The organism is Streptomyces sp. R11 (assembly GCF_041051905.1).
GTDB lineage: Bacteria > Actinomycetota > Actinomycetes > Streptomycetales > Streptomycetaceae > Streptomyces.
In genome coordinates this window covers 6,946,746-6,969,260 of the sequence record NZ_CP163432.1, presented here as the reverse complement: position 1 = coordinate 6,969,260, position 22,515 = coordinate 6,946,746, and the positions used below count along the sequence as shown (strand labels likewise).

The window sequence follows — 22,515 nt, the reverse complement described above, 5'->3', positions numbered from 1 at the left end:
TCATGAACGGACCCGCCTTGCAAGATCGCCCCTCAGCCTCCGCCTCCTGGCGCATCGCGCTGCCGCACACGGTCGCGGCCGTGCCCGTCGCGCGTGCCCTGGTCCGTACGGCGCTGGCCGAGCTGGAGCACGCCGCCGACAGCGACACCGCGGAGCTGCTCACGGCGGAGCTGGTCGCGAACGCCGTGGAGCACACCGCGGGCGACGGCCCCATAGAGCTGGTCGTGGAGCTGCTGCCGTCCGGCTGCCAGGTCGAGGTCCACGACCCGGACCCGGCCCCGCCCGGCGACCTGACCCGCCCCACCAAGGGCGAGCCCGACCCCTGGCAGGAGCACGGCCGAGGCCTTCTACTGATCCGCACCCTGAGCTCGTCCTGCGGCCACCGCCCGACGGGCTCCGGCAAGGCGGTCTGGTTCAGACTGCCGGTCGTGCCGGCTCAGCGCCGCCCGCTGTAACCGCCTCAGGCCAGGGTCGCCACCAGAACCGCCTTGATCGTGTGCATCCGGTTCTCCGCCTCGTCGAAAACGACGGAGTGCGCCGACTCGAAGACCTCGTCCGTGACCTCCAGCGACTCCAGGCCGTGCCGCTCGAAGATCTCGCGGCCCACCTTTGTGCCCAGGTCGTGGAACGCCGGCAGACAGTGGAGGAACTTCACGGCGGGGTTCCCGGTGGCCCGCAGCACGTCCATGGTCACGGCATACGGAGCCAGCGCGGCGATCCGCTCGTCCCACACCTGCTTGGGCTCCCCCATGGAGACCCAGACGTCGGTGGCGACGAAGTCCGCCCCGAGGACCCCCTCGTCGACCTTCTCCGTGATCGTGATGCGGGCCCCGCTGGCCTCGGCGAGCTTGAGGGCCTGCTCGATGACCGTCCGGGCGGGCCAGTACGCCTGGGGGGCGACGATCCGCACATCCATGCCGAGCAGCGCCCCGGTGATCAGGTACGAGTTGCCCATGTTGAAGCGGGCGTCGCCCAGGTAGGCGAAGGCGATCTCCTTCGGGGGCTTGCCGCTGTGCTCCGTCATCGTCAGCACGTCGGCCAGCATCTGCGTCGGATGCCAGTCGTCGGTCAGACCGTTGAAGACGGGCACGCCCGCGTACGCCGCCAGCTCCTCCACGTTCGCCTGGCTGTCCCCGCGGTACTCGATCCCGTCGTACATCCGCCCCAGCACGCGCGCGGTGTCCTTCACGGACTCCTTGTGGCCGATCTGCGAGCCCGACGGGTCGAGGTACGTCGTCGAGGCGCCCTGGTCGGCGGCCGCGACCTCGAACGCGCAGCGCGTGCGCGTCGAGGTCTTCTCGAAGATCAGCGCGATGTTCCGGCCCCGCAGGTACTGCGTCTCGGCCCCGGCCTTCTTGGCGGCCTTCAGCTCGGCGGCCAGCTCGACCAGCCCGAGGAACTCCTGCCCGGTGAAGTCGAGCTCCTTGAGGAAGTGGCGGCCGGCGAGGGCGGTCGGGACAGTCGCCATGGGGGCGCTCCAGAGGTACGTGAACAGGGACCTTGGAAGTCTATACGACCATAGGCATTTCTATACAGCCAGCTCTCGGTCTATACGGCCTCGCGCTCGACCGGACAGCTCATGCACCGCGGCCCGCCTCTCCCCCGCCCCAGCTCGCTCCCCGGGATCTCGATCACCTCGATGCCCTGCTTGCGCAGATGTGTGTTGGTGGTGGAGTTCCGCTCGTATGCGACGACGACACCCGGCTCGACCGCCAGCACGTTGCAGCCGTCGTCCCACTGCTCGCGCTCGGCCGCGTGGACGTCCTGGGTCGCGGTCAGGACGCGGATCTCACTGAGGCCGAGCGCGGCGGCGATCGCGCGGTGCATGTGCTCCGGCGGGTGGTCGGTGACCTTGAGCTCCTTGTCGCCGGCGCCCGGTTCGATGGTGTACGAGCGGAGCATGCCGAGCCCGGCGTACTGGGTGAAGACGTCGCCGTCGACCATCGTCATCACGGTGTCGAGATGCATGAGGGCGCGCCGCTTGGGCATGTCGAGCGCCACGATCGTCTGCGCCGACCCGGCGGCGAACAGCTTGTGGGCGAGCATCTCGACGGCCTGGGGCGTGGTCCGCTCACTCATCCCGATGAGCACGGCCCCGCTGCCGATCACGAGGACGTCCCCGCCCTCGATGGTGGAGGGGTAGTCGGCCTGCCCCTCGGACCAGACGTGGAACGTCTCGTCACGGAACAGCGGGTGATGCCGGTAGATCGCCTCGAAGTGGACCGTCTCGCGCTGCCGGGCGGGCCAGCGCATGGCGTTGACGGAGACGCCGTCGTAGATCCAGGCGGAGGTGTCCCGGGTGAAGAGGTGGTTGGGCAGGGGCGCGAGGAGGAAGTCGTCCAGCTCCATGACGTGGAAGCGCACGGAGATCGGCTCGGGGTGCGCCTCCAGGAACTCCCTTTTGGTCATACCGCCGACGAGGGCTTCGGCCAGTTCGGGCGAGGGCAGGCCCTCGAAGGCCGCACGGAGGTGGTCGGTGGCCAGCACCCCGTACTCCTTCTCGTCGAAGACCCTGTCCAGGACGAGCTTCCGGGCCGCCGGGATCTCCAGGGCCTCGGTGAGCAGGTCGCCGAACAGGTGGACGGTGACCCCGCGGTCGCGCAGTACGTCGGCGAACCCGTCGTGCTCGGCGCGCGCCCGGCGCACCCACAGCACGTCGTCGAAGAGCAGGGCGTCCTTGTTGCTGGGGGTGAGCCTCTTGAGCTCGAGATCGGGCCGGTGCAGGATGACGCGGCGCAGGCGCCCGGCCTCGGAGTCGACATGGAATCCCATGCCTTCATCCTGACCATCGCCGACCGGGTTCACCCCCCGCTTGACCGTTTCCGTTTTCGTCCCCTTGACGACAAGCAGGTATCACGATTATCGTCTACATGACGAAAAGCGAGGGGGTCCCATGGCCGACATCACCCGGCGCCTCGGCTGGCGCCATCTGCGCGGCGCGCCCACGGCGCACATCCGCCACCACCGCGGCGGCAGGCTGCTGCACGACGGCCCCGGGCTCAGCTTCTGGTTCCGGGCGCTGACCGCCGCACTGTCCGAAGTGCCGGTCGATGACCGGGAGTTGGCGATGACCTTCCATGCCCGTACGTCCGACTTCCAGGACGTGGCCGTACAGGCGACGGTCACCTACCGGATCAGCGACCCGGCGGTGGCCGCGTCGCGCCTGGACTTCTCCATCGACCCGGACACGGGCGCGTGGCGGGGCACGCCGCTGGAGCAGTTGGGGACGCTCCTGACGGAGACGGCCCAGCAGCACGCGCTGGACGTCCTGTCCCGGACGCCGCTGTCGGCGGCGCTGGTGGACGGCGTGACGGCGGTGCGGGAGCGGATCGCGACGGGCCTGGCCGGCGAGCCGCGGCTCCCGTCGACGGGCATCGAGGTGGTCGCCGTACGCGTCATGGCACTGCGACCCGAACCGGAGGTGGAGCGGGCGCTGCGCACCCCGGCCCGCGAGCAGATCCAGCAGGAGGCGGACCGGGCGACGTACGAGCGCCGGGCGGTGGCCGTCGAGCGGGAACGCGCGATCGCCGAGAACGAACTGGCAAGCCAGATCGAACTCGCCCGCCGCGAGGAGCAGTTGGTGGACCAGCGGGGCACCAACGCGCGGCGGGAGGCCGAGGAGCACGCGGCAGCCGACGCGGTCCGGGCCGAGGCGGAGGCGGCACGGACGGTACGGCTGGCCGAAGCCGAGGCGGCTCGTTCCGTACGGCTGGCCCGGGCGGAGGCCGAAGGAGCACGCGAGGTCGGTGAAGCGCGGGCGCAGGCGCAGGCGGCCTGGCTGCGGGTGCACGGCGAAGTGGACGTGGCGACGCTGCACGCCCTCACCGGGACGCGGCTCGCGGAGAACCTGCCGCGGATCGACAGCGTGACGGTGTCGCCGGACGTGCTGACGGGGCTGCTCGCCAGGCTCGGTACGCAGGAGCGGGAATGAGCCTCGCTCCCCGGGTCGTCCTCGTCCATCGCACCACGGAGTACGAGGAGTTGGTGGCCCGGCACGGCACGCACGGCCAGGCCGCCTTCTTCCTCGCCTCCCGGGGCCGGGACATCGCGGAGGTCGCCGAACGCCACCACCGGACGCGCCAGGCCCTGGCGGAGGTGACCTCGGCGGTTCCCCTGACGTGGCGTCAAACGCGCGTCGAACGGGCCGACTTGGACCGGTTCTTGTTCGCCCCGGAGGACGTGGTGGTCGTGGTCGGGCAGGACGGCCTGGTCGCGAACGTGGCCAAGTACCTGGCCGGGCAACCGGTGTTGGGCATCGACTCCGACCCCGGCCGCAACCCGGGCGTCCTGGTGCGCCACCGCCCCGAGAACACCGGCCCGCTGCTCACCGCGGCGCAATCCGGAAGGGGCGCCTTCGACGAACTCACCATGGTCGAGGCCGTGGCCGACGACACCCAGCGGCTCGTGGCGCTGAACGAGATCTACCTGGGCGCCGTCGGACACCAGACGGCCCGATACCGCCTGGGCCTGGAGGACGACGGGGGTGTCGTCGAGGCCCAGGCCTCGTCCGGGGTGCTGATCGGCACCGGGACGGGGGCGACCGGCTGGATCCGGTCGGTGTGGCAGGAGCGGGGAGGGCGGCTGCGGCTGCCCTCCCCGACGGAGGAACGCCTGCTCTGGTACGTCCGCGAGGCCTGGCCGTCCCCGGCCACCGGTACGTCGCAGGTGGCGGGGGAACTCGCCGCCGCGTCCCGTCTCCACCTCACCGTCGAGTCCGAGCGGCTCGTCGCCTTCGGGGACGGGATGGAGACGGACGCGGTCGAGTTGACCTGGGGCCAGACGGTCCGGGTCGGCGTGTGCCGGGAGCGGCTCCGGCTGGTCGGCTGAAGCCGCTCCCTCGGTTCACAGCCGCGGGTCCACCGGCTCCGACTCCAGCGCCAGCACCCCGAACACCGCCTCGTGCACCCGCCACAGCGGCTCGCCCCCGGCCAGCCGATCCAGGGCCTCGAGGCCCAGCGCGTACTCGCGGATGGCGAGGGACCGCTTGTGGTTGAGGAACCGCTGCCGCAGCCGGGCCAGGTTGTCCGGCCGCGTGTACTCGGGACCGTAGATGATCCGCAGGTACTCGCGGCCCCGGCACTTGATCCCGGGCTGGACCAGTCGCCCTTCCCCGCTGCGAACCACCGCACCGAGCGGCTTGACGACCATGCCCTCGCCGCCGCGGCCCGTCATCTCCAGCCACCAGTCGACGCCGGCCTGCACCGACTCCGGGTCACCGGTGTCGACGTAGAGGCGCCGGGTGGTCTGCAGCAGGCCGGTGCTGTCGTGCTCCACCAGCCGGTCGAGAAGGGCGAGCTGCTCGTTGTGCGGGAGCGCGGCCAGGCTGCGGCCCTGGACCGCCAGGATCTGGAACGGTGCCAGGCGTACGCCGTCCAGGCCGTCCGTGGTCCAGCAGTAACGGCGGTACGCCTCCGTGAACGCCGCGGCGTCCGACGCCCGCCCGCGCTGGCGGGCGAGCAGGTCCGACACGTCGACGCCGCGCCCGGCAGCGCCCTCCAGTGCGGCGAGCGCGCCCGGGAACACGGCCCCGGAGGCGGCGCCGACCGCGGCGTACTGCGACCGCAGCAGACCGTGCGCCTTCAGCGACCACGGCATCAACTCGGCGTCGAGCAGCAGCCAGTCGGTCTCGAGGTCGTCCCAGACACCGGCCTCGCCGACCGCCGTACGGAGCCGCTCCAGGATCGTCTCCGTCACCGACTCGTCGTCGAAGAACGGGCGACCGGTGCGGGTGTACAGCGACCCGGTGGGACCGTCCACCCCGAACCTCTTGCGAGCGGCCTCCGCGTCCCGGCACACCAGCGCCACGGCCCGCGAGCCCATGTGCTTCTCCTCGCACACGACCCGCTCGACACCGTCCGCCGCGTACTGCGCGAAGGCCTCCGCCGGGTGCTCCAGGTAGCCCTCGGCGTGGCTGGTCGCCGTGGGGGCCATGGTCGGCGGGAGGTAGGGCAGCAGGCGCGGGTCGACGGCGAAGCGGCTCATGACCTCCAGGGCCGCGGCCGCGTTCTCCTCACGGACCGACACCCGCCCGGCGTGCCGTGTCTCGACCACCCGGCGCCCGTGGACGTCGTTGAGGTCGAGCGGCCGTCCGTCGTGCCCGCCCGGTGCCTCCGTCCGCAGCGGCTTGGCCGGCTCGTACCAGACCTGCTCGGCCGGTACGTCGACCAGTTCCCGCTCCGGCCAGCGCAGCGCGGTCAGCTTGCCGCCGAAGACGGCACCGGTGTCCAGGCAGATGGTGTTGTTCAGCCAGGTGGCCTCGGGCACCGGGGTGTGGCCGTACACCACAGCCGCGCGGCCCCGGTAGTCCTCGGCCCACGGGTAGCGCACCGGCAGCCCGAACTCGTCGGTCTCCCCGGTGGTGTCGCCGTACAGCGCGTGCGAGCGCACCCGCCCCGACGTGCGACCGTGGTACTTCTCCGGCAGACCGGCGTGGCACACCACGAGCCGGCCGCCGTCGAGGACGTAGTGGCTGACGAGCCCGTCGATGAACTCCCTTACTTCGGCGCGGAACTCCTCACTCGCGCCCTCCATCTGCTCGATGGTCTCGGCGAGTCCGTGCGTGTGCTGCACCTTGCGGCCCTTGAGGTAGCGGCCGTACTTGTTCTCGTGGTTGCCCGGCACGCACAGCGCGTTGCCCGACTTCACCATCGACATCACGCGGCGCAGCACGCCCGGGCTGTCCGGGCCGCGGTCGACGAGGTCGCCGACGAAGACGGCGGTACGGCCGTCCGGGTGCACGCCGTCGACGTAGCCCAGCTTGCCGAGCAGCGACTCCAGTTCGGAGGCACAGCCGTGGATGTCGCCGACGATGTCGAACGGGCCGGTGAGGTGGGTGAGGTCGTTGAAGCGCTTCTCGGTGACGACGCACGCGCTCTCGACATCGTCCACCCCTCGCAGGACATGCACCTTGCGGAAGCCCTCGCGCTCCAGGTGCCGCAGGGACCGGCGGAGTTCACGGGTGTGCCGCTGGATGACCCGGCGCGGCATGTCGGCCCGGTCGGTGCGGCCCGCGTTGCGCTCCGCGCACACGTCCTCCGGCACGTCGAGCACGATGGCTATCGGCAGCACGTCGTACTGCCTGGCCAGCTCGATCAGCTGCCGTCGGCTGTCCTGCTGCACGCTGGTGGCGTCGACGACCGTGCGGCGGCCGGCCGCCAGGCGCTTGCCCGCGATGTAGTGCAGGACGTCGAAGGCGTCCCGGGTCGCGCTCTGGTCGTTCTCGTCGTCGGAGACCAGGCCGCGGCAGAAGTCGGAGGAGATGACCTCCGTCGGCTTGAAGTGCCGGCGGGCGAAGGTCGACTTGCCGGAACCGGAGGCGCCGACGAGCACGACGAGGGAGAGATCGGTGACGGGCAGGACCCGTCCCTTGGTCGCCTGGGTGGTCTCGCTCATGCCGCCTTCGCCTCCTTCTCGTCGTTCACACTGCTCTTCATGCCGAACACGGCCATCTGTGTGGGCGGGCCCACCTCCGGGTCGTCCGGCCCGACCGGTACGAACTCCACGCCGTACCCGTGCCGTTCGGCCACCGCCTGTGCCCACGACCGGAACTCCTCGCGCGTCCACTCGAACCGGTGGTCGCCGTGCCGGACGTGGCCGGCCGGGAGGGACTCCCAGCGGACGTTGTACTCGACGTTCGGGGTGGTCACCAGCACCGTCCGGGGACGCGCGGAGCCGAACACCGCGTACTCCAGCGCGGGCAGCCGCGGCAGGTCGAGGTGCTCGATGACCTCGCTGAGCACGGCGGCGTCGTAGCCCTTGAGGCGGCTGTCGGTGTAGGCGAGCGAGCTCTGGAACAGCTGCACGCGCGAGGCCTGCCGCTCCCCCATCCGGTCCAGCTTCAACCGCCGCCCGGCGATGGTCAGCGCCCGCATCGACACGTCCACACCGACGATCTCGGTGTACGCCGGGTCCTTGAGCAGCGCCTGCACCAACTGCCCCTGCCCGCATCCGAGATCGAGCACGCGCGCGGCACCGGACGCCTTGAGCGCGGCCATGATCGCGTCCCGGCGCTGCACGGCGAGCGGCGTCGGCTTCTCCTCGGCCTCGCTCTCCGCCCCGACGGCGTTGTCGATGTCCTCGACCTCGCTGTCGTCGGCCTCCGCGAGCCGGACCAGCTCCAGCCGCTCCATCGCCTGCCGGGTCAGGGACCAGCGGCGCGACAGATACCGGCTGGTGATCAGCTTCTGCTCCGGGTGCTCCGCCAGCCAGCCCTCACCGGCCCGCAGCAGCTTGTCGACCTCCTCGGAGGAGACCCAGTAGTGCTTGGCGTCGTCGAGGACAGGGAGCAGCACATAGAGGTGACGCAGTGCCTCGGCGAGGGTCAGCGCCTCCGACTCCAGCACGAGCCGCACGTACCGTGAATCGCCCCACTCCGGGAACTGGACGTCCAGCGGCACGGGTTCGGCGGTCACCGCCCAGCCGAGCGGCTCGAACAGCCGCCGTACGAGCTCGGGGCCGCCCCGGGCCGGAAGCGCGGGCACCTCGATCCGCAGCGGCCGCGGCTGAGCCGGCAGGTCCGGCCGCGCGTTGCACACGCCCCGCATCGCGCTGGAGAACACACCGCTGAGCGCGACAGCGAGCAGCGAGGAGGCGGCGTACGGCCGGTCGTTGACGTACTGCGCGAGCGCCGCGTCGGGCGCGCCGCCCCGCCCCTTGCCCTTGCCGCGCCGGACCAGTGCCACCGCGTCGACCTCCAACAGCAGCGCCGCCGTGCAGCGCTCGGCGTCGGCCTCCGGGTAGAGGACGTGCGCCTTGCCGTAGGACGTGGAGAACGCCTGCGCCTTCTCGGGATGCTTGTGCAACAGGAAGCCGAGATCGGTGGCTGGGCGTTCTGGGGTGCCGGTGGCAGTGATGGTCAGGAACACGGTGGGTTGGCCTTTGGATAGGGTCTGAGCTGCGCATGTGCGCCGCCCGTACAACGTACAGAGCGCACGCCGCGACCACCCGGGTTTTTCGCCCCACCCGTTCCCGCCCGCTCCCAGGGTGTGACGTGGGAACCCACGACGGCCCCCGGAAGTCATGCGACACTGTTGGCGAATCCAGGGGGCTGAACGTGACGTCGGCCTTCATGACCCGTTGTGGTCGTGAAGGCCGACGTTATGTTTGGGGAGGGTGTCGGTGTCGTTGCACGCCAGGCAGGTCGACGGGGTTCCTGAGGAGACGGCCCGGGTGGCGCGGGCGGCGTTCCCGAAGGGCAGCCTGGCGATGCGGATCCGTGATGAGCTGGGCGAGCTGTTCCAGGACGCAGACTTCGCCGGGCTGTACCCGAGCAGGGGAAAGCCGGCATGGTCGCCGGGCAGGCTGGCGCTGGTGTCGGTCATGCAGTTCGCCGAGGGGCTCTCGGACCGGCAGGCCGCGGACGCGGTTCGCGGGCGGCTGGACTGGAAGTACCTCCTCGGGCTGGAGCTGGCCGATCCGGGGTTCGACCACTCGGTGCTCACCGAGTTCAGGGACCGGCTGATCACGGGAGACGCCGGGATCCAGCTCCTGGACAGGGTCCTTGAGGCCGCCGCGGAGCACGGCCTGCTCAAGGCCGGCGGCCGTGCCCGCACGGACTCCACGATCGTGCTGTCCGCCGCGCGGCAGATCAAGGGGCTGGTGCGGCTCGGTGAGACCCTGCGGGCCGCGTTGAACAGCGTGGCCGCACGGGAGCCGGAGTGGCTGGCCGAGTGGGTTCCGTCCGACTGGTTCGACCGGTACGCGATCCGGTTCGAAGACACCCGCCTGCCCAAGGGGAAGGCCAAACAGGCTGAGCTGATCGAGCAGATCGGCGCCGACGGACTAGGGCTGCTGGCGGCCCTGCACGGGCCGGGCGCTCCCGCGTCCCTACGGCTGCTCGACCGGGTCCAGAGCCTGCGGCAGATGTGGATCCAGCAGTATTTCGTCGATGACGGGCAGGTCCGCCGCCGGGACCTGAAAGACCGCCCGCCAGGCGCGGACCGGCTGGTCACGCCCTACGACACCGACGCGCGCGGGAGTGTGAAGCGCGGCACCTTCTGGGACGGCTACAAGGTCCACCTCACCGAAACCTGCGAGCCGGACAGCCCGAACCTGATCACGTATGTCGCCACGACCGACTCCACCGTCCAAGACGTGCGCCTGGTCGCCCCGATCCATGCTCACCTCGCCGAGCGCGACCTCCTGCCAGACGAGCACTTGGTCGACGCCGGCTACGCGACAGCCCGGGAAGTGGTCACCGCCCGCCGGGACCACAAGGTCAACCTGGTGGGCCCGATCCTCGCAGCCACCAGCTGGCAGACCAAGACGGCGGCGGCTTCTCGCAGGCCGACTTCACCATCGACTGGGAGAATCGCCAAGTGACCTGCCCCAACGGTGCGACCAGCAGCCGATGGGTCGAAGATCGCTCTCAGGAAGGTAGGGCCGTGGTCCGGGCACGGTTCCCGATGGCTGCCTGCCGTCCCTGCAGAGCCCGAGAGCAGTGCACCCGTTCCAACAGCAAGTCGGATATGGGGCGCCGGATCACTCTCCGCCCGCGGGCCGAGTATGAGGTGATCCAGCAGGCGCGGGCTCAGGAAGGCACCCAGGAGTGGAAGGAGCAGTACGCGCACAGGGCCGGTGTCGAAGGCACGATCTCCCAGGGAGTTCGAGCTCTCGGCCTGCGGCGATGCCGGTATCACGGCTTGGCGAAGGCCCAGCTGCAGCACCAGCTCACCGCTACTGCGATGAACTTTCACCGCCTCAACGCCTGGTGGACCGGCGTCCCGCGAGCCTGCACTCGCACATCACGCCTGGCAGCCCTCCGGCCCGCCGATTAGAAGTCAGCGGGCCGGATTTGCCGAAAATGTCGACAGCGCTAGTTTCGCACCGTACCGGTGGAATCCGGTGTCTTACGTTTAGCGTCCACGTGAAACCACTCAATCAAGTGTGTCTCGAACAGCATGGCCGCAAAATCTGGATCCCACTCAGAACTCAAGTCGGGCATCACGCGCTGGCTGCGAATGAATCTAACACCCTGAACCGAACGCATGGCAAAAGTTGCGATCGCCCAAACGCCGTCCTCGCGGTTTTCAAGCGCTAGGCTGTACAGAGAGCCAGCGTCCTCTTCTGAGGCAAACTGGCCACGAAGCCTCGCCTCCGCGGAATCCTGAAACCCGGCGAGCCATTCCTGCGGATCAAGTCCACCGTGCGGCTCACGCTCTACCAAGATTCCGCCTCCTTTCGAAGATCACTCCATGAAAGCAGTGATGATGCCTACGGGGCGACCGTCGCCGGATCGATCGTCCTCTCGTTCTGTGAAGACTACCCTGAACCATCCGGACGGGGTGAGGTACCTGACGGTCACCTTGCCATCCTGGGGCCGCCCGTACCTGCCATTGTCCAGCGTTTGATCTATGAATCCGTTCAAGGACGTCTCATTCATGGGGTGCCTGTCTTGGATGTGCACCCATCCGAAGTTCGCGTCCCCCTGCCGCAGAGGGATGTCCTCGCCCGCTCGCCCAAAGAATGAGACCCGGATCCTCCACTTTCCTGTGGCGGCCGGCTCTGCAACTTGCCCGGCATCGATCGCTTGAGAAACCGCAGGCATCGGCGTCGCCTGTGCTGGCGAGCTAATCACCCCTACCGCAGCCATGGACACTGCAGCAATACCGATGAAGAACTTTCGCAGAATATGCACAATTCCTCCTGCCTCGGCGGCCCGTTCAAGATCTATTCCAATGGGCCACGCGGGCGGGGGAAAGGGAGGATTAAGCCGCTCCGGGTTTCGGCGCCGTCGCTCATGTATTGCTTTGCGTCATTTGTGAAGGCTTCGATTCAGTCACCGCAGTCGACATGACGCCAATTTCTCCTCGTCGCCAGTAAGAGCTCGTAACACGATCTTGTTGAGGTGTCCTGGCCGGGCGTGACCGATGTGACGATTCGGCCGTTCGGGAGGGTGTGAGTGCTCGGCCGTGGATCGTGGATGACGACTTGTGGACGCTGATCGAGCCGCTGTTGCCGCCCTGGCCGGAGCGATCTCCGGGGCCTCGGCCGGTGGCGGACCGGCTGTGTCTGCAGGGCATCCTGTACGTGCTCCACAACGACATAGCCTGGCAACTGCTGCCCTTGGAGCTGGGGTTCGGCTCCGGACAGACCTGCTGGCGGCGTCTGGAGAGGTGGCAGCAGGCTGGGGTCTTCGACCGGCTGCACCGCATTCTGCTTGCCGAGCTGAATGCGGCCGGCGAACTCGACTGGTCGAGGGCGTGTGTGGACGGCTCCCACATCCGCGCGAAAAAGGGGGAGCCGACACCGGTCCGTCACCGGTCGACCGCCGGAGGACGGGCAGCAAGCACCACTTGATCTGCGACGGACGCGGCACCCCGCTCAAGGTCATCACCACCGCGGCGAACGTCAACGACGTCACCCAGACCCTCGCCCTGGTCGACGGCATCCCGCCGGTGGCCGGGCGCCCCGGCCGGCCACGCCGCCGCCCCGATGCGCTGCTCGGGGACAAGGGCTACGACTCCAAGCCCCACCGCAAAGAGCTGCGCAAGCGGCGGATCCTGCCGGTCATCTCCCGCAAAGGCGACCCGAACATCAAGGGCCTGGGCAAACTTCCGCTACGTCGTCGAGCAGACCTTCGCCCTGCTCCATCAGTTCAAACGCCTAGCCGTCCGCTGGGAACGCCGCACCGAACTCCACGACGCCTTCGTCTCATTGGCCTGCAGCCTCATCTGCTGGAGACGCCTCAAGAAGAACCGATCATGATCGCGTCACGAGCTTTTGGCTACAACTCACACCACTCACCCAGGGGGCCGGCCGCCCGCGTCTGCGTGAAGTCGTGCACCAGGTCCCACGCCCGATCTGTATCCAGGACAAAGTCGCCCGTGAACGCGGCGAGGTCGTCCATGATCGGGACTTCGACCTCAGCACCCGAGGGCGCGGTGCCGTCTCCTACGAGCAGAGACATCCGCTCGGTGTCACTCATCAGGTGAACGACCGCGTGATCATCTCGGAAGGCCAGGGTCAGCACCGGGAACTCCCTGTTCGGTGACCGAACCTCGACGTATCCCTGGCCACAGGAACGCAGGTCGTTGAAGCGATCTGACAGATCCTTCACCTCCGTGCGTCTCTCAACCGGATCGAACAGTCCCGATTCCGGCGACGTCGCCGCCCACACCACGCTCATCCAGTCCCGCTTCCCCATACAGGCCATCGCCCACAATCCAGGGGCCACGCTCCCACGCTCCACCACGACACGACTACTGGGACTGGGGCGCATGATCGTGTTACGAGCTCTAAGGGCGGGCGGCAGTATGCCGATCTCTCTGCGATGCCGACTCCCGCAGATGACGATGGCCTTTGTTGTGGTCTTGCGGCGGATCCAGTCTCTATGCCTTCAGGCAGACCGAGCCCCAGCGTCAGCGGTTGCCTGTGCTGCACGTGCGCGCCGCCGCCGAACCCCGCAGCCACGCGGCTGACATCGTTCTTCCTGGGCCTGTAACGACACCGGCACCTCCCCAAACACAAGGTCGGCCTTCACGACCACAACGGGTCATGAAGGCCGACGTCACGTTCAGCCCCCTGGATTCGCCAACAGTGTCGTCATGCTCCCGGGGGCCGCGAAGAGCTCAGACAGTTCGGAACAGCTCAGACAGTTCAGGGCACAACCGGCACTACGACAACTGAGACTGGACCTGGGAGGAGATGAGCTCCAGGTGGTCCAGGTCGTTCAGGTCGAGGACCTGGAGATAGATCCGCCGGGAGCCGATCTCCTGGTACCGGCCGATCTTGTCGACGACCTCGTGCGGAGACCCGGCGAGCCCGTTGACCCTGAGCTCGTCGACCTCCCGCCCGATCGCGGCGGCACGACGGGCGACTTCCTGCTCGTCCTTGCCCACGCACACCACAAGGGCGTTGGAGTAGACGAGGTCGTCGCCCTTGCGCCCGGCGTCCTCGGCGGCGGCGCGCACTCGCCCGAACTGCCGCTCACTGTCCTCGATGGAGGCGAACGGCATGTTGAACTCGTCGGCGTACTTGCCGGCCAGCCGCGGCGTACGGGTGGCCCCGTGCCCGCCGATCAGAACCGGGATCCTGTCCTGGGCGGGCTTGGGCAGGGCGGGCGAATCGGTGAGGTCGTAGAAGCTGCCGTGGAAGTCGAAGGTGGCACCGGCCTGGGTCGCCCACAGTCCCGTGACGATGGCGAGCTGTTCCTCCAGCCGCGCGAACTTCTCCTTCGGGAACGGGATGCCGTACGCCTTGTGCTCCTCCTCGAACCAGCCCGCCCCGAGGCCGAGTTCGACGCGGCCGCCGGACATCTGGTCGACCTGGGCGACCTGGATGGCGAGCACGCCGGGCAGCCGGAAGGTGCCGGCGGTCATCAGGGTGCCGAGGCGAATGCGCTTGGTCTCACGTGCGAGACCGGCAAGTGTGATCCAGGCATCGGTGGGCCCGGGCAGGCCGTCCCCGGAACCCATCTTCAGATAGTGGTCGGAGCGGAAGAACGCGTCGAAGCCGAGATCCTCGGTGGCCTTCGCCACGGTGAGGAGGGTGTCGTAGGTGGCCCCCTGCTGGGGCTCGGTGAAGATGCGAAGATCCATGACTCCATCCTGCATGCCGAGGCACCCGTCAACCGCGCGGGTCCCCGTGCCCCCCGCCTCCCCGGTCGGGTGAATTCCGTCAACGCCGGAGCCGCCCCCTGCCCGGGCCAGTGACCGCCCCTCACGGTGATCGTTGGCTCGATCGGAGCCGGACCGCCCGGCCCTCGCGCCGGCCCCTGACGGCCGGAGCGTCACCGTGTCGGCCCACTGCCACTGGGGGGGCCGGAGGCCCGAGGAGGCCGTCATGTCCGAGGAATTCGCGCCACAGCAGACCACCAGCGGCGCCGGCCAGCCGAAGGGGCTGCTGCAGCAGATGGAGGAGCTGATGGCAGCCCTGAACGCGGACCTGTCGGCCCTGGACGCGGACCTGCAGTCGACGGGGGCCCGGCGACAGGACGGCGACGCCGGCTGACCCTCCGCCCCCGCCAGGGGGCTCCGCCCCCTGGATCCCCGTCGGCCGCAACGGCCTCGTCCTCAAACGCCGGACGGGCTGAAGTGCCGGGACCGGCGTCGCACAGTGGCCATGGTGGCGCGCCCCCGCGGCGCGGCACGCGCGTACGGCGGCAAGGGGACGTGCCCCGGCACGGCCCCGACCCACCACACACCCGCAGGCGGCACGCGAACCCCCACCCACCAGCAACAGGCCGCCGCAGGCATCCCCCGCCCCCTACCCCGCCTCAGGCAACCCCTCCTCCCGATCCGCAAGTCTGCGCAGCATCTCCCGCACCCGATCCCGCGACTCATCCGCCGCGTCGATCGCCTCCATGCACTGCCAGTACGTCGTCTCGTCATCCGACGCGCTGGCCATGCCCACCAGAGCGATCCCCACCTCACCCAACAGGCCGCCCAGATGCATCAACGACTGCCGCGCATCGCCCAACTCCGTCAGCTGGGCCGCGCGTAAATCTCCCTCCGCGAGGTCCGGCACCTCCAGCACCCCGCACCCACGCCCCGCCAGCTCGGTCAACCCCAGCGCCTCGCCGCGCAGTTCAGGTGGACCGAACACCGCAAGCCGGCTACCGATCGCCTGAGCCAGAGCCTGTGCCTGCCACACCTCGGTCAAGATCTCCGGCGCGCCCTCGCTCCCCGCCAGCGCCCGCCTGCTAGTCACGATCAGCCGCACCGCGTCCATACGCAGTCCCCGTCTGTCCCGACGCGCTGCCCACGCGCCGCCCGAACTCCCTTGTCCACTACCCAGAGTGAAGGTCGCTGAGACGAAAAGCCAGAGGAAGACGGAAATCTGCGGACAACTTTTCGGCTACAGCCAGGCAAACGGACACGCAGAGTGAAAGCGGACCAAGGCGCTCCCCACTCCTACGGCGCCGGAAACCTCCGCTCGTTCCGATCGATCTTCGCGTCCAGCGCCGCCAACGGATCGATCCCGAGCACCTCGCACAGCTGCAACAGGTAGGCCAGCACGTCCGCCACCTCATCGGTCACCCGCCCCGCGGTCTCCGTGTCGTCCATGACCCGGGCCGACTCCTCAGGCGTCAACCACTGGAAGATCTCGACGAGTTCGGACGCCTCCACGCTGAGCGCGGCGACGAGGTTCTTCGGCGTGTGATACGGCTGCCAGTCGCGCGCGGCAGCGAACTCGGCCAGCCTGCGCTGCAGCTTGGCCACATCAAGAGGTTCGGTCACGGCTCCAGATGTACCACCGTCACGCCACCCGCCCCAGCCGGCCCCGCACCCGACACCGAGGCCCCCGCAGACCCCGCACCCTCCACCACGCCCGCCACGTCACTCACAGCCCCCACCACCCGAATATGCCCCCGCTCACACATCCGCGCGGCAAGCCCCACCAGCTCCCCCCGCTGCACCGGATCCAGCCCCCGATCGAACCCATCCACGACCACACTCAACGTCTGCATCGCCGCAGGCACCTCCCCCACCGGATCGACCTCCAGCACCCCGGGCCCGGTCAGCAGCACCAACGACAGCGCGAGATGGCGCAGCTCACCGTCCCCCAACCGCGCGAGCTCCGTCCGCACCCCGTCCCCCCGGTCGAGCACCCCCCGCACCGTCCCGTCCCCCAGCACCTCGGCGACCACATCGGCCACCGCCCCGGCACATCCCGCCCGCACCGCGCCCACGAGCTGCGCATGCCGCCGCGCGCACTCGGCGCGAGTCCGCCACAGCACATCGGCGAGGTTGTCGCAGCCCCTGAGCAGTCGCCCGGAACCAACCGGCACATGCCCCCGCATCCGATCCGGCCGAGGATCGCAGGCGAAGACCGACCGCAAGGCCACGACCATCTGCTCGGCGGCGGCCAGCACCCGCCGCTGCCCCTCCGTCTTCCCGGCCACCCGCAGCGGCAACAGCGCGGTACCGAGCCGGTCGTCGGGCAGCGGCGCCCGTGTCACCGGCGACTGACCGGCCGTGTGCCAGGCGGCCTGCACACAACGGCGGCTCGGATCCCGCAGGGCCGTCTCCAGCAGGACGATCCCGCCCGCGCTCAACCGCTCCCCCACGATCCGCAGTTCGGGCTCGGCCTGCACGGCGACGTCGAGTCGAACCTGCCCCTCGGGACCGTCGGCGGTACAGCCGATCCGAAAGCCTCGCCGTCGCTGCGCATCGGGCCGGGCCCGCTCGGGCACGCAGGCCACCGGATCGGGGAACACCTCCCCGACCTCGGCACCCGCACCGAGCCGAGCCAGCGCCTCGTAGGCCCGTAACGCGGTCGTCTTTCCGGACCCGCTCGGCCCGGCCAGGACCGTGAACGCCCCGAGCGGCAGGGCGACCCGCTGATGCCGGGCGAACGCGGACAGCCGTAACTCGGTCAGATGGGGCCGGCCGGTACACCCGCCGTCCGCGCCACCCACCCGCCGCCCCTGCGCGGGGACGGACACAACACCGGAATCAGACGACACGGACGATGCAGAGGAGCCAGCCATGCCCGGACCGTAGGCCCGCTACCGCAAGACGAACCGTTCCACCCCGGCACCCTTCCTACGATCGAGCGACCATCGCAGGCCCGCCCCCCTCACGTACCGGGAACCCCCGCCCCCTCCATCAACCCACTGACCTCGGTCCCGGGCGGCGTCAGCAGAAACACGTTCCGGTCCACCCGATGCATCCCGCTCCCCAGCCCGAAGACGACCCCGGTGCTGAAGTCCAGCACCCGCTTGGCCACCTCGGTCTCGGCCCCCGTCAGATCCAGCAGCACCGGAATCCCCGCCATCAGGGTCTCGGCGACCTCGCGGGCGTCCGCGAACACATTGACCCGCAGGACGACGAACCGGCGACGCGGTTCCGTCTCCGCCTCCGGAAGCACCCGGTGGTCCACCGCGGACGGCCAGGCGTCTCGGCCGCGCAACGGCACGACCTGGGCGAGCCCCTCCCACTGTTCATCGGTGACGTCGTGGCTGTTCACCGGCTCCCCCCGCCTTGACTCGCCTTCAATGCCTGCACCAGCCAATTCTTACGCCAAGTCACCCGTTCGGCCCAACACCGACACGGTCCGCGAGCCCCTCGCACGCGTCGCGACTCCTCCCGGCCCCGCCCCTCACAGCTCGGCCCGGCGGCCTGTGTGGCCGACGTAACTCCTCATGATCAAGGGATGTGACATCGACGTAACGGGCAATTCGTACGCTCCAGACACGACCTCGACCGCCGGAGGAGGGCAGCACGTGACCGAGACCACCTCCACGACTCAGGTCCGGACGGTCTGCACGTACTGCGGGGTCGGCTGTGGAGTCCTGCTGGACGTCGGAATGGGCCCGGACGGACGGCGTGCGGTCCTGAAGGCCTCCGGCGACAAGGCGCACCCGGCGAACGCGGGCCGGCTGTGCACGAAGGGCGCGACCACGGCGGAGATGCTCGCCGCGCCCGGGCGGCTGACCACGGCGCTGGTCAGGGGCGACCGGGGCGCCGAGCCGGTGCCCTCCCCGATCGCCGGCGCGATCTCCGAGACCGCCCGGCGGCTGCGCACGATCATCGACGAGCACGGGCCGGACGCGGTCGCCTTCTACGTCTCCGGGCAGATGAGCATGGAGGCCCAGTACCTGGCGAACAAGCTGGCCAAGGGGTTCGTGCGGACGAACCAGATCGAGTCGAACTCCCGGCTGTGCATGGCCAGCGCGGGCATGGGCTACAAGCTGTCCCTCGGCGCCGACGGGCCGCCCGGGTCGTACGAGGACTTCGACAGGGCGGACACCTTCCTGGTGATCGGCTCGAACATGGCCGACTGCCACCCGATCCTCTTCCTGCGCATGATGGAGCGGGTCAAGGCGGGCGCCAAGCTCATCGTCGTCGACCCTCGGCGTACCGCCACCGCCGCCAAGGCCGACCTCTACCTCCAGCTCAAGCCGGGCACCGACCTGGCCCTCCTCAACGGCCTTCTGCACCTGCTCGTCGAGAACGGCCACACCGACCCCGGCTTCATCGCCGCGCACACCGACGGCTGGGAGGAGATGCCCGCCTTCCTCGCGGACTACCCGCCGGCAGCCGTCGCCGAGATCACCGGAATCGCCGAGGACGACCTCCGTACCGCCGCCCGGCTGATCGGCGAGGCGGGCGAGTGGATGAGCTGCTGGACGATGGGCCTGAACCAGTCCACGCACGGCACCTGGAACACGAACGCCCTGGTCAACCTGCACCTCGCTACCGGCGCCATCTGCCGCCCGGGCTCCGGCCCCTTCTCCCTCACCGGCCAGCCCAACGCCATGGGCGGCCGTGAGATGGGCTACATGGGGCCGGGGCTGCCCGGGCAGCGGTCCGTCCTCGTCGACTCCGAGCGGGACTTCGTGGAGCAGCTGTGGGAGCTGCCGCCGGGCACCCTGCGCGCCGACGGGGTCGGCAGGGGGACCGTCGAGATGTTCCGGAAGATGGCCGACAGGGAGATCAAGGCCTGCTGGGTCATCTGCACCAATCCCGTCGCCTCGGTCGCGAATCGCCGTACCGTCATCGAGGGCCTCGAAGCCGCCGAGTTCGTCGTCACGCAGGACGTCTTCACCGACACCGAGACCAACGCGTACGCGGACGTCGTGCTGCCCGGCGCCATGTGGACCGAGGGCGAGGGTGTCTTCGTCAACAGCGAGCGCAATCTGACCCTGACCCGGCCCGTCGCCGACCCGCCCGGCGAGGCGATGGCGGACTGGCGGATCATCGCGGCCGTCGCGTGCGCGATGGGGTACGAGAAGGGGTTCTCGTACGACAGCGCCGAGGACGTGTTCGAGGAGATACGCCGGGCCTGGAACCCGGTGACCGGCTGGGATCTGCGCGGCGTGACGTACGAGCGGCTGCGGGCCACGCCCGTGCAGTGGCCGGCCGCCGACCCGGACGGGTCCCCCCGCAATCCGATCCGGTACGTCGACCCCGACGGCGGGCTGCGGTTCCCCACCGCGAGCGGACGAGCCGCGTTCCACGCCCGGCCGCACCTGCCGGCCGCCGAGATGCCGGACGACGACTACCCCTTCGTTCTGAACACCGGGCGCGTTCAGCACCAGTGGCACACGCTGACCAAGACGGGCAAGGTCGCCAAGCTCAACAAGCTGAACCCGGGGCCGTTCGTGGAGCTGCATCCGCGGGACGCGCGCGAGTTGGGGATCTCCGACGGGGACCCGGTGGAGGTCGCCTCGCGGCGTGGGCGGGCCGTGCTGCCGGCGGTGGTGACCGAGCGGGTGCGGCCGGGCTGCTGTTTCGCGCCGTTCCACTGGAACGACCTGTTCGGGGAGTATCTGAGCGTCAACGCGGTGACGAGCGACGCGGTGGATCCGATCTCCTTCCAGCCGGAGTTCAAGGTGTGTGCCGTCTCCCTGACCCCGGTCGCGGCTCCCACGGCGGCTCCCGCTCCGGCGGAGCCGGTCGTGCAAGCGCTGACGCCGACAGCCGTCGCCCCTGGCACATCCGCGCCCTTTGACCCCTTCGGTCTGGAACCCGCGCCGCCACCCGTCCTGTCCGCACAGGAACGCCTCTACCTCACGGGGTTCCTCGCCGGCCTGGACTCCGGCGCGCCGGGCGTCCCCGTGCTCCCGCCGGACGCCCCCTTCAGCCCCGAGCACGCGTTGTGGGTCAACGGCGTCCTGGCCGGCATGTACTCCCGCACGGCGGCGGCACCGAGTACGCCGCAGGGCCGCGAGGTCGTCGTGCTGTGGGCCTCGCAGACCGGGAACGCCGAGGAGTTCGCCACCGCCACCGCCGAGCGGCTGGGCGCGGCCGGGCACCGGACCAGGCTGGTCGGCATGGACGAGGCCGACGTCCGCGTCCTCGCCCGCACGGCCGACCTGCTCTTCATCACCAGCACGTTCGGCGACGGCGACGCGCCCGACAACGGGGCCGGCCTCTGGGACACCCTGTCCGACGACGAGGCTCCGCGGCTGGACGGGGTGCGGTACGCCGTGCTCGCCTTCGGGGACTCGTCGTACGACGACTTCTGCGGGCACGGGCGCCGGCTCGACACCCGGCTGGGCGAGCTGGGCGCGGTGGCCCTGGCTCCCCGCACGGACTGCGAACCGGACTACGAGCCGTCCGCCGGCGCGTGGCTCGACCAGGTCCTGACGGCGCTGGGCGGCGCGGACGCCCCCGCCGTCGAGACGCCGAAGGCCAAGCCGAACGCCAGGTCCAAGCCCGCCCCCACCACCGCCCGCCTCGTCGGCAACCGGCTGCTCAGCCGGCCCGGCGGCGGCAAGGAGGTGCGCCGTTTCACCTTCGACACGAGCGGCACCTCGCTGACGTACGAGGCGGGCGACGCGCTCGGCGTGCGGCCGGTCAACTCGGCCGCGCTGGTGGAGGAGTGGCTGGCCGTGACCGGGGTGGACGGCTCAGCGACCGTGCACGTGGACGGCGTTGGCGAAGCCTCCTTCACCGAGGCCCTTTACCGGCACCTCGACATCACGCGGATCAGCCCGGACCTGCTCCGCTTCGTCGCCGAACGCGTCCGTGACGACCGGGAGTTGCGGCGGCTGCTGCGACCCGACAACAAGGACGGTCTGGCGCAGTGGAGCTGGGGGCGGCAGGCCGTGGACGTCATCGCCGAGCACCCGGTGCGGGCGGACGCCGAGGAGTGGGCCGGGGTGCTCAGGAAGCTCCAGCCGCGTCTGTACTCCATATCGTCCAGCCCGCTCGTCGACCCGCACCGCGTCTCGCTCACCGTCTCCGTCGTCCGGTACGAGAACCTGCACGGCCGACCGCGCGGCGGAGTCTGCTCGCCGTTCCTGGCCGACGCCGAGCCGGACACCGAGGTGCCGGTCTTCGTGCAGTCGTCGCCGCACTTCCGCCCACCCGCGGACGCCTCGACACCGATGGTGATGGTCGGTCCGGGCACCGGCGTCGCGCCTTTCGTCGGCTTCCTCCAGGAGCGGCGCGCGCTCGGGCACAGGGCGCCCAACTGGCTGTTCTTCGGCGAGCAGCACCGGGCGAGCGACTTCTACTACGAGGACGAGCTGACCGCGCTGCTCGCCGAGGGCACCCTCGCCCGCCTCGACACCGCGTTCTCCCGCGACCAGCGCAAGAAGGTCTACGTCCAGGACCGGATGCGCGAACACGGCCCCGAGCTGTGGCGCTGGCTGCAGGACGGCGCCCACTTCTACGTCTGCGGCGACGCCTCGCGCATGGCCAAGGACGTGGACCGGGCCCTGCGGGACATCGCGGTCGCGCACGGCGGCCTGGAGGAGGCCGAGGCGTCGGCGTTCGTGAAGCAGCTGGCGGCGGCGAAGCGCTACGTCCGGGACGTGTACTGAGCGGGCCTCTCACCCGCCTCACACCGGACTCTTCACCTCCCTCGGCACCTCGCTCACCGGGCCGGATCACGGTCCGGTGCCGTGCGGTCGGCAGAACAGCAGCCGGTGACGCGCGGCCGGCTGCCGCAGTGGTCGGTGCCCGTCACCCCGGGGCCGGAGTCCCCCGCACAGTGACACCGCCTCCTGACCCTCCTCGCGGGCATCAGGCTCTTCATCGGCACGCGCACGTTCTGGACGCAGGCGGCCGGTCACCGTCTCTTCGTGGCGGCGGGCATCTCGGCGTGCTACGCCTCGATCCT

Annotated in this window: 16 protein-coding genes and 2 pseudogenes; 7 read left to right on the top strand and 11 right to left on the bottom strand. The window is 70.1% G+C overall.

Going from position 1 to position 22,515, the window contains the following annotated elements; genetic code table 11:
* The first annotated feature begins 2 nt into the window (after window positions 1-2).
* Window positions 3-455, top strand: a complete 453-nt coding sequence (locus AB5J55_RS32130; protein ID WP_369273953.1) for an ATP-binding protein — start codon at window positions 3-5, stop codon at window positions 453-455.
* A 5-nt stretch (window positions 456-460) separates the two neighbouring features.
* Here AB5J55_RS32130 and argF read toward each other — a convergent pair whose 3' ends face one another.
* On the bottom strand, window positions 461-1,468 hold the full coding sequence (gene argF, locus AB5J55_RS32125; protein ID WP_369273952.1) for an ornithine carbamoyltransferase: 1,008 nt from the start codon (window positions 1,466-1,468) through the stop codon (window positions 461-463).
* A gap of 80 nt (window positions 1,469-1,548) precedes the next feature.
* A complete protein-coding gene (locus AB5J55_RS32120) occupies window positions 1,549-2,772 on the bottom strand; it encodes an arginine deiminase (protein ID WP_369273951.1) in 1,224 nt (407 codons plus the stop codon).
* Between the two features lie 121 nt (window positions 2,773-2,893).
* On the opposite strand from AB5J55_RS32120, the gene AB5J55_RS32115 reads away from it, so the two are divergent.
* Window positions 2,894-3,931 (top strand): SPFH domain-containing protein, encoded by a 1,038-nt coding sequence (locus tag AB5J55_RS32115; RefSeq protein ID WP_369273950.1) that lies wholly within the window; start codon window positions 2,894-2,896, stop codon window positions 3,929-3,931.
* The gene (locus AB5J55_RS32110; RefSeq protein WP_369273949.1) at window positions 3,928-4,827 is read left to right on the top strand and encodes a hypothetical protein; all 900 of its coding nucleotides are present in this window, start codon (window positions 3,928-3,930) and stop codon (window positions 4,825-4,827) included. Before AB5J55_RS32115 ends, AB5J55_RS32110 begins: the two co-directional genes overlap by 4 nt.
* A 15-nt stretch (window positions 4,828-4,842) precedes the next feature.
* Here the strand turns inward: AB5J55_RS32110 and AB5J55_RS32105 are convergent, their stop codons facing one another.
* Window positions 4,843-7,392, bottom strand: a complete 2,550-nt coding sequence (locus tag AB5J55_RS32105) for a polynucleotide kinase-phosphatase (RefSeq protein WP_369273948.1) — start codon at window positions 7,390-7,392, stop codon at window positions 4,843-4,845.
* A complete protein-coding gene (locus tag AB5J55_RS32100) occupies window positions 7,389-8,864 on the bottom strand; it encodes a 3' terminal RNA ribose 2'-O-methyltransferase Hen1 (RefSeq protein WP_369273947.1) in 1,476 nt (491 codons plus the stop codon). Before AB5J55_RS32100 ends, AB5J55_RS32105 begins: the two co-directional genes overlap by 4 nt.
* Before the next feature lie 253 nt (window positions 8,865-9,117).
* On the opposite strand from AB5J55_RS32100, the pseudogene AB5J55_RS32095 reads away from it, so the two are divergent.
* Window positions 9,118-10,775, top strand: a pseudogene (locus AB5J55_RS32095) (IS1182 family transposase).
* 38 nt (window positions 10,776-10,813) lie between these two features.
* On the opposite strand, the gene AB5J55_RS32090 reads toward AB5J55_RS32095, so the two are convergent.
* A complete protein-coding gene (locus tag AB5J55_RS32090) occupies window positions 10,814-11,164 on the bottom strand; it encodes a hypothetical protein (protein WP_366718468.1) in 351 nt (116 codons plus the stop codon).
* 731 nt (window positions 11,165-11,895) lie between these two features.
* Here AB5J55_RS32090 and AB5J55_RS32085 point away from each other — a divergent pair.
* Window positions 11,896-12,705 (top strand): annotated as a pseudogene (locus AB5J55_RS32085) (IS5 family transposase).
* A 19-nt stretch (window positions 12,706-12,724) separates the two neighbouring features.
* On the opposite strand, the gene AB5J55_RS32080 reads toward AB5J55_RS32085, so the two are convergent.
* Both AB5J55_RS32080 and AB5J55_RS32075 read right to left on the bottom strand, forming a co-directional pair.
* Window positions 12,725-13,126, bottom strand: coding sequence for a hypothetical protein (locus tag AB5J55_RS32080; protein ID WP_369273946.1), 402 nt, complete (start codon window positions 13,124-13,126; stop codon window positions 12,725-12,727).
* 487 nt (window positions 13,127-13,613) lie between these two features.
* Window positions 13,614-14,537, bottom strand: a complete 924-nt coding sequence (locus AB5J55_RS32075; protein WP_369273945.1) for an LLM class F420-dependent oxidoreductase — start codon at window positions 14,535-14,537, stop codon at window positions 13,614-13,616.
* A 244-nt stretch (window positions 14,538-14,781) separates the two neighbouring features.
* Here AB5J55_RS32075 and AB5J55_RS32070 point away from each other — a divergent pair, with 244 nt between their 5' ends.
* Complete coding sequence (locus AB5J55_RS32070) at window positions 14,782-14,949, top strand: hypothetical protein (protein WP_369273944.1); 168 nt, start codon at window positions 14,782-14,784, stop codon at window positions 14,947-14,949.
* A gap of 255 nt (window positions 14,950-15,204) precedes the next feature.
* Here AB5J55_RS32070 and AB5J55_RS32065 read toward each other — a convergent pair whose 3' ends face one another.
* From AB5J55_RS32065 to AB5J55_RS32050, 4 genes are all read right to left on the bottom strand, one after another.
* Window positions 15,205-15,669, bottom strand: coding sequence for a DUF6099 family protein (locus tag AB5J55_RS32065; protein WP_369273943.1), 465 nt, complete (start codon window positions 15,667-15,669; stop codon window positions 15,205-15,207).
* 182 nt (window positions 15,670-15,851) lie between these two features.
* A complete protein-coding gene (locus tag AB5J55_RS32060; protein WP_369273942.1) occupies window positions 15,852-16,178 on the bottom strand; it encodes a nucleotide pyrophosphohydrolase in 327 nt (108 codons plus the stop codon).
* Window positions 16,175-17,431 carry an ATP-binding protein gene (locus AB5J55_RS32055; protein ID WP_369273941.1) on the bottom strand — a complete coding sequence of 419 codons (1,257 nt, stop codon included), beginning with the start codon at window positions 17,429-17,431 and terminating at the stop codon, window positions 16,175-16,177. The genes AB5J55_RS32060 and AB5J55_RS32055 overlap by 4 nt, the downstream gene beginning before the upstream one ends.
* 89 nt (window positions 17,432-17,520) lie before the next feature.
* Window positions 17,521-17,910: a cell division protein SepF gene (locus AB5J55_RS32050; protein ID WP_369273940.1), complete on the bottom strand. Its 390-nt coding sequence runs from the start codon at window positions 17,908-17,910 to the stop codon at window positions 17,521-17,523.
* Window positions 17,911-18,166: 256 nt separating this feature from the next.
* Here AB5J55_RS32050 and AB5J55_RS32045 point away from each other — a divergent pair, with 256 nt between their 5' ends.
* Window positions 18,167-22,216: a molybdopterin-dependent oxidoreductase gene (locus AB5J55_RS32045; RefSeq protein WP_369273939.1), complete on the top strand. Its 4,050-nt coding sequence runs from the start codon at window positions 18,167-18,169 to the stop codon at window positions 22,214-22,216.
* Window positions 22,217-22,515 lie beyond the last annotated feature (299 nt).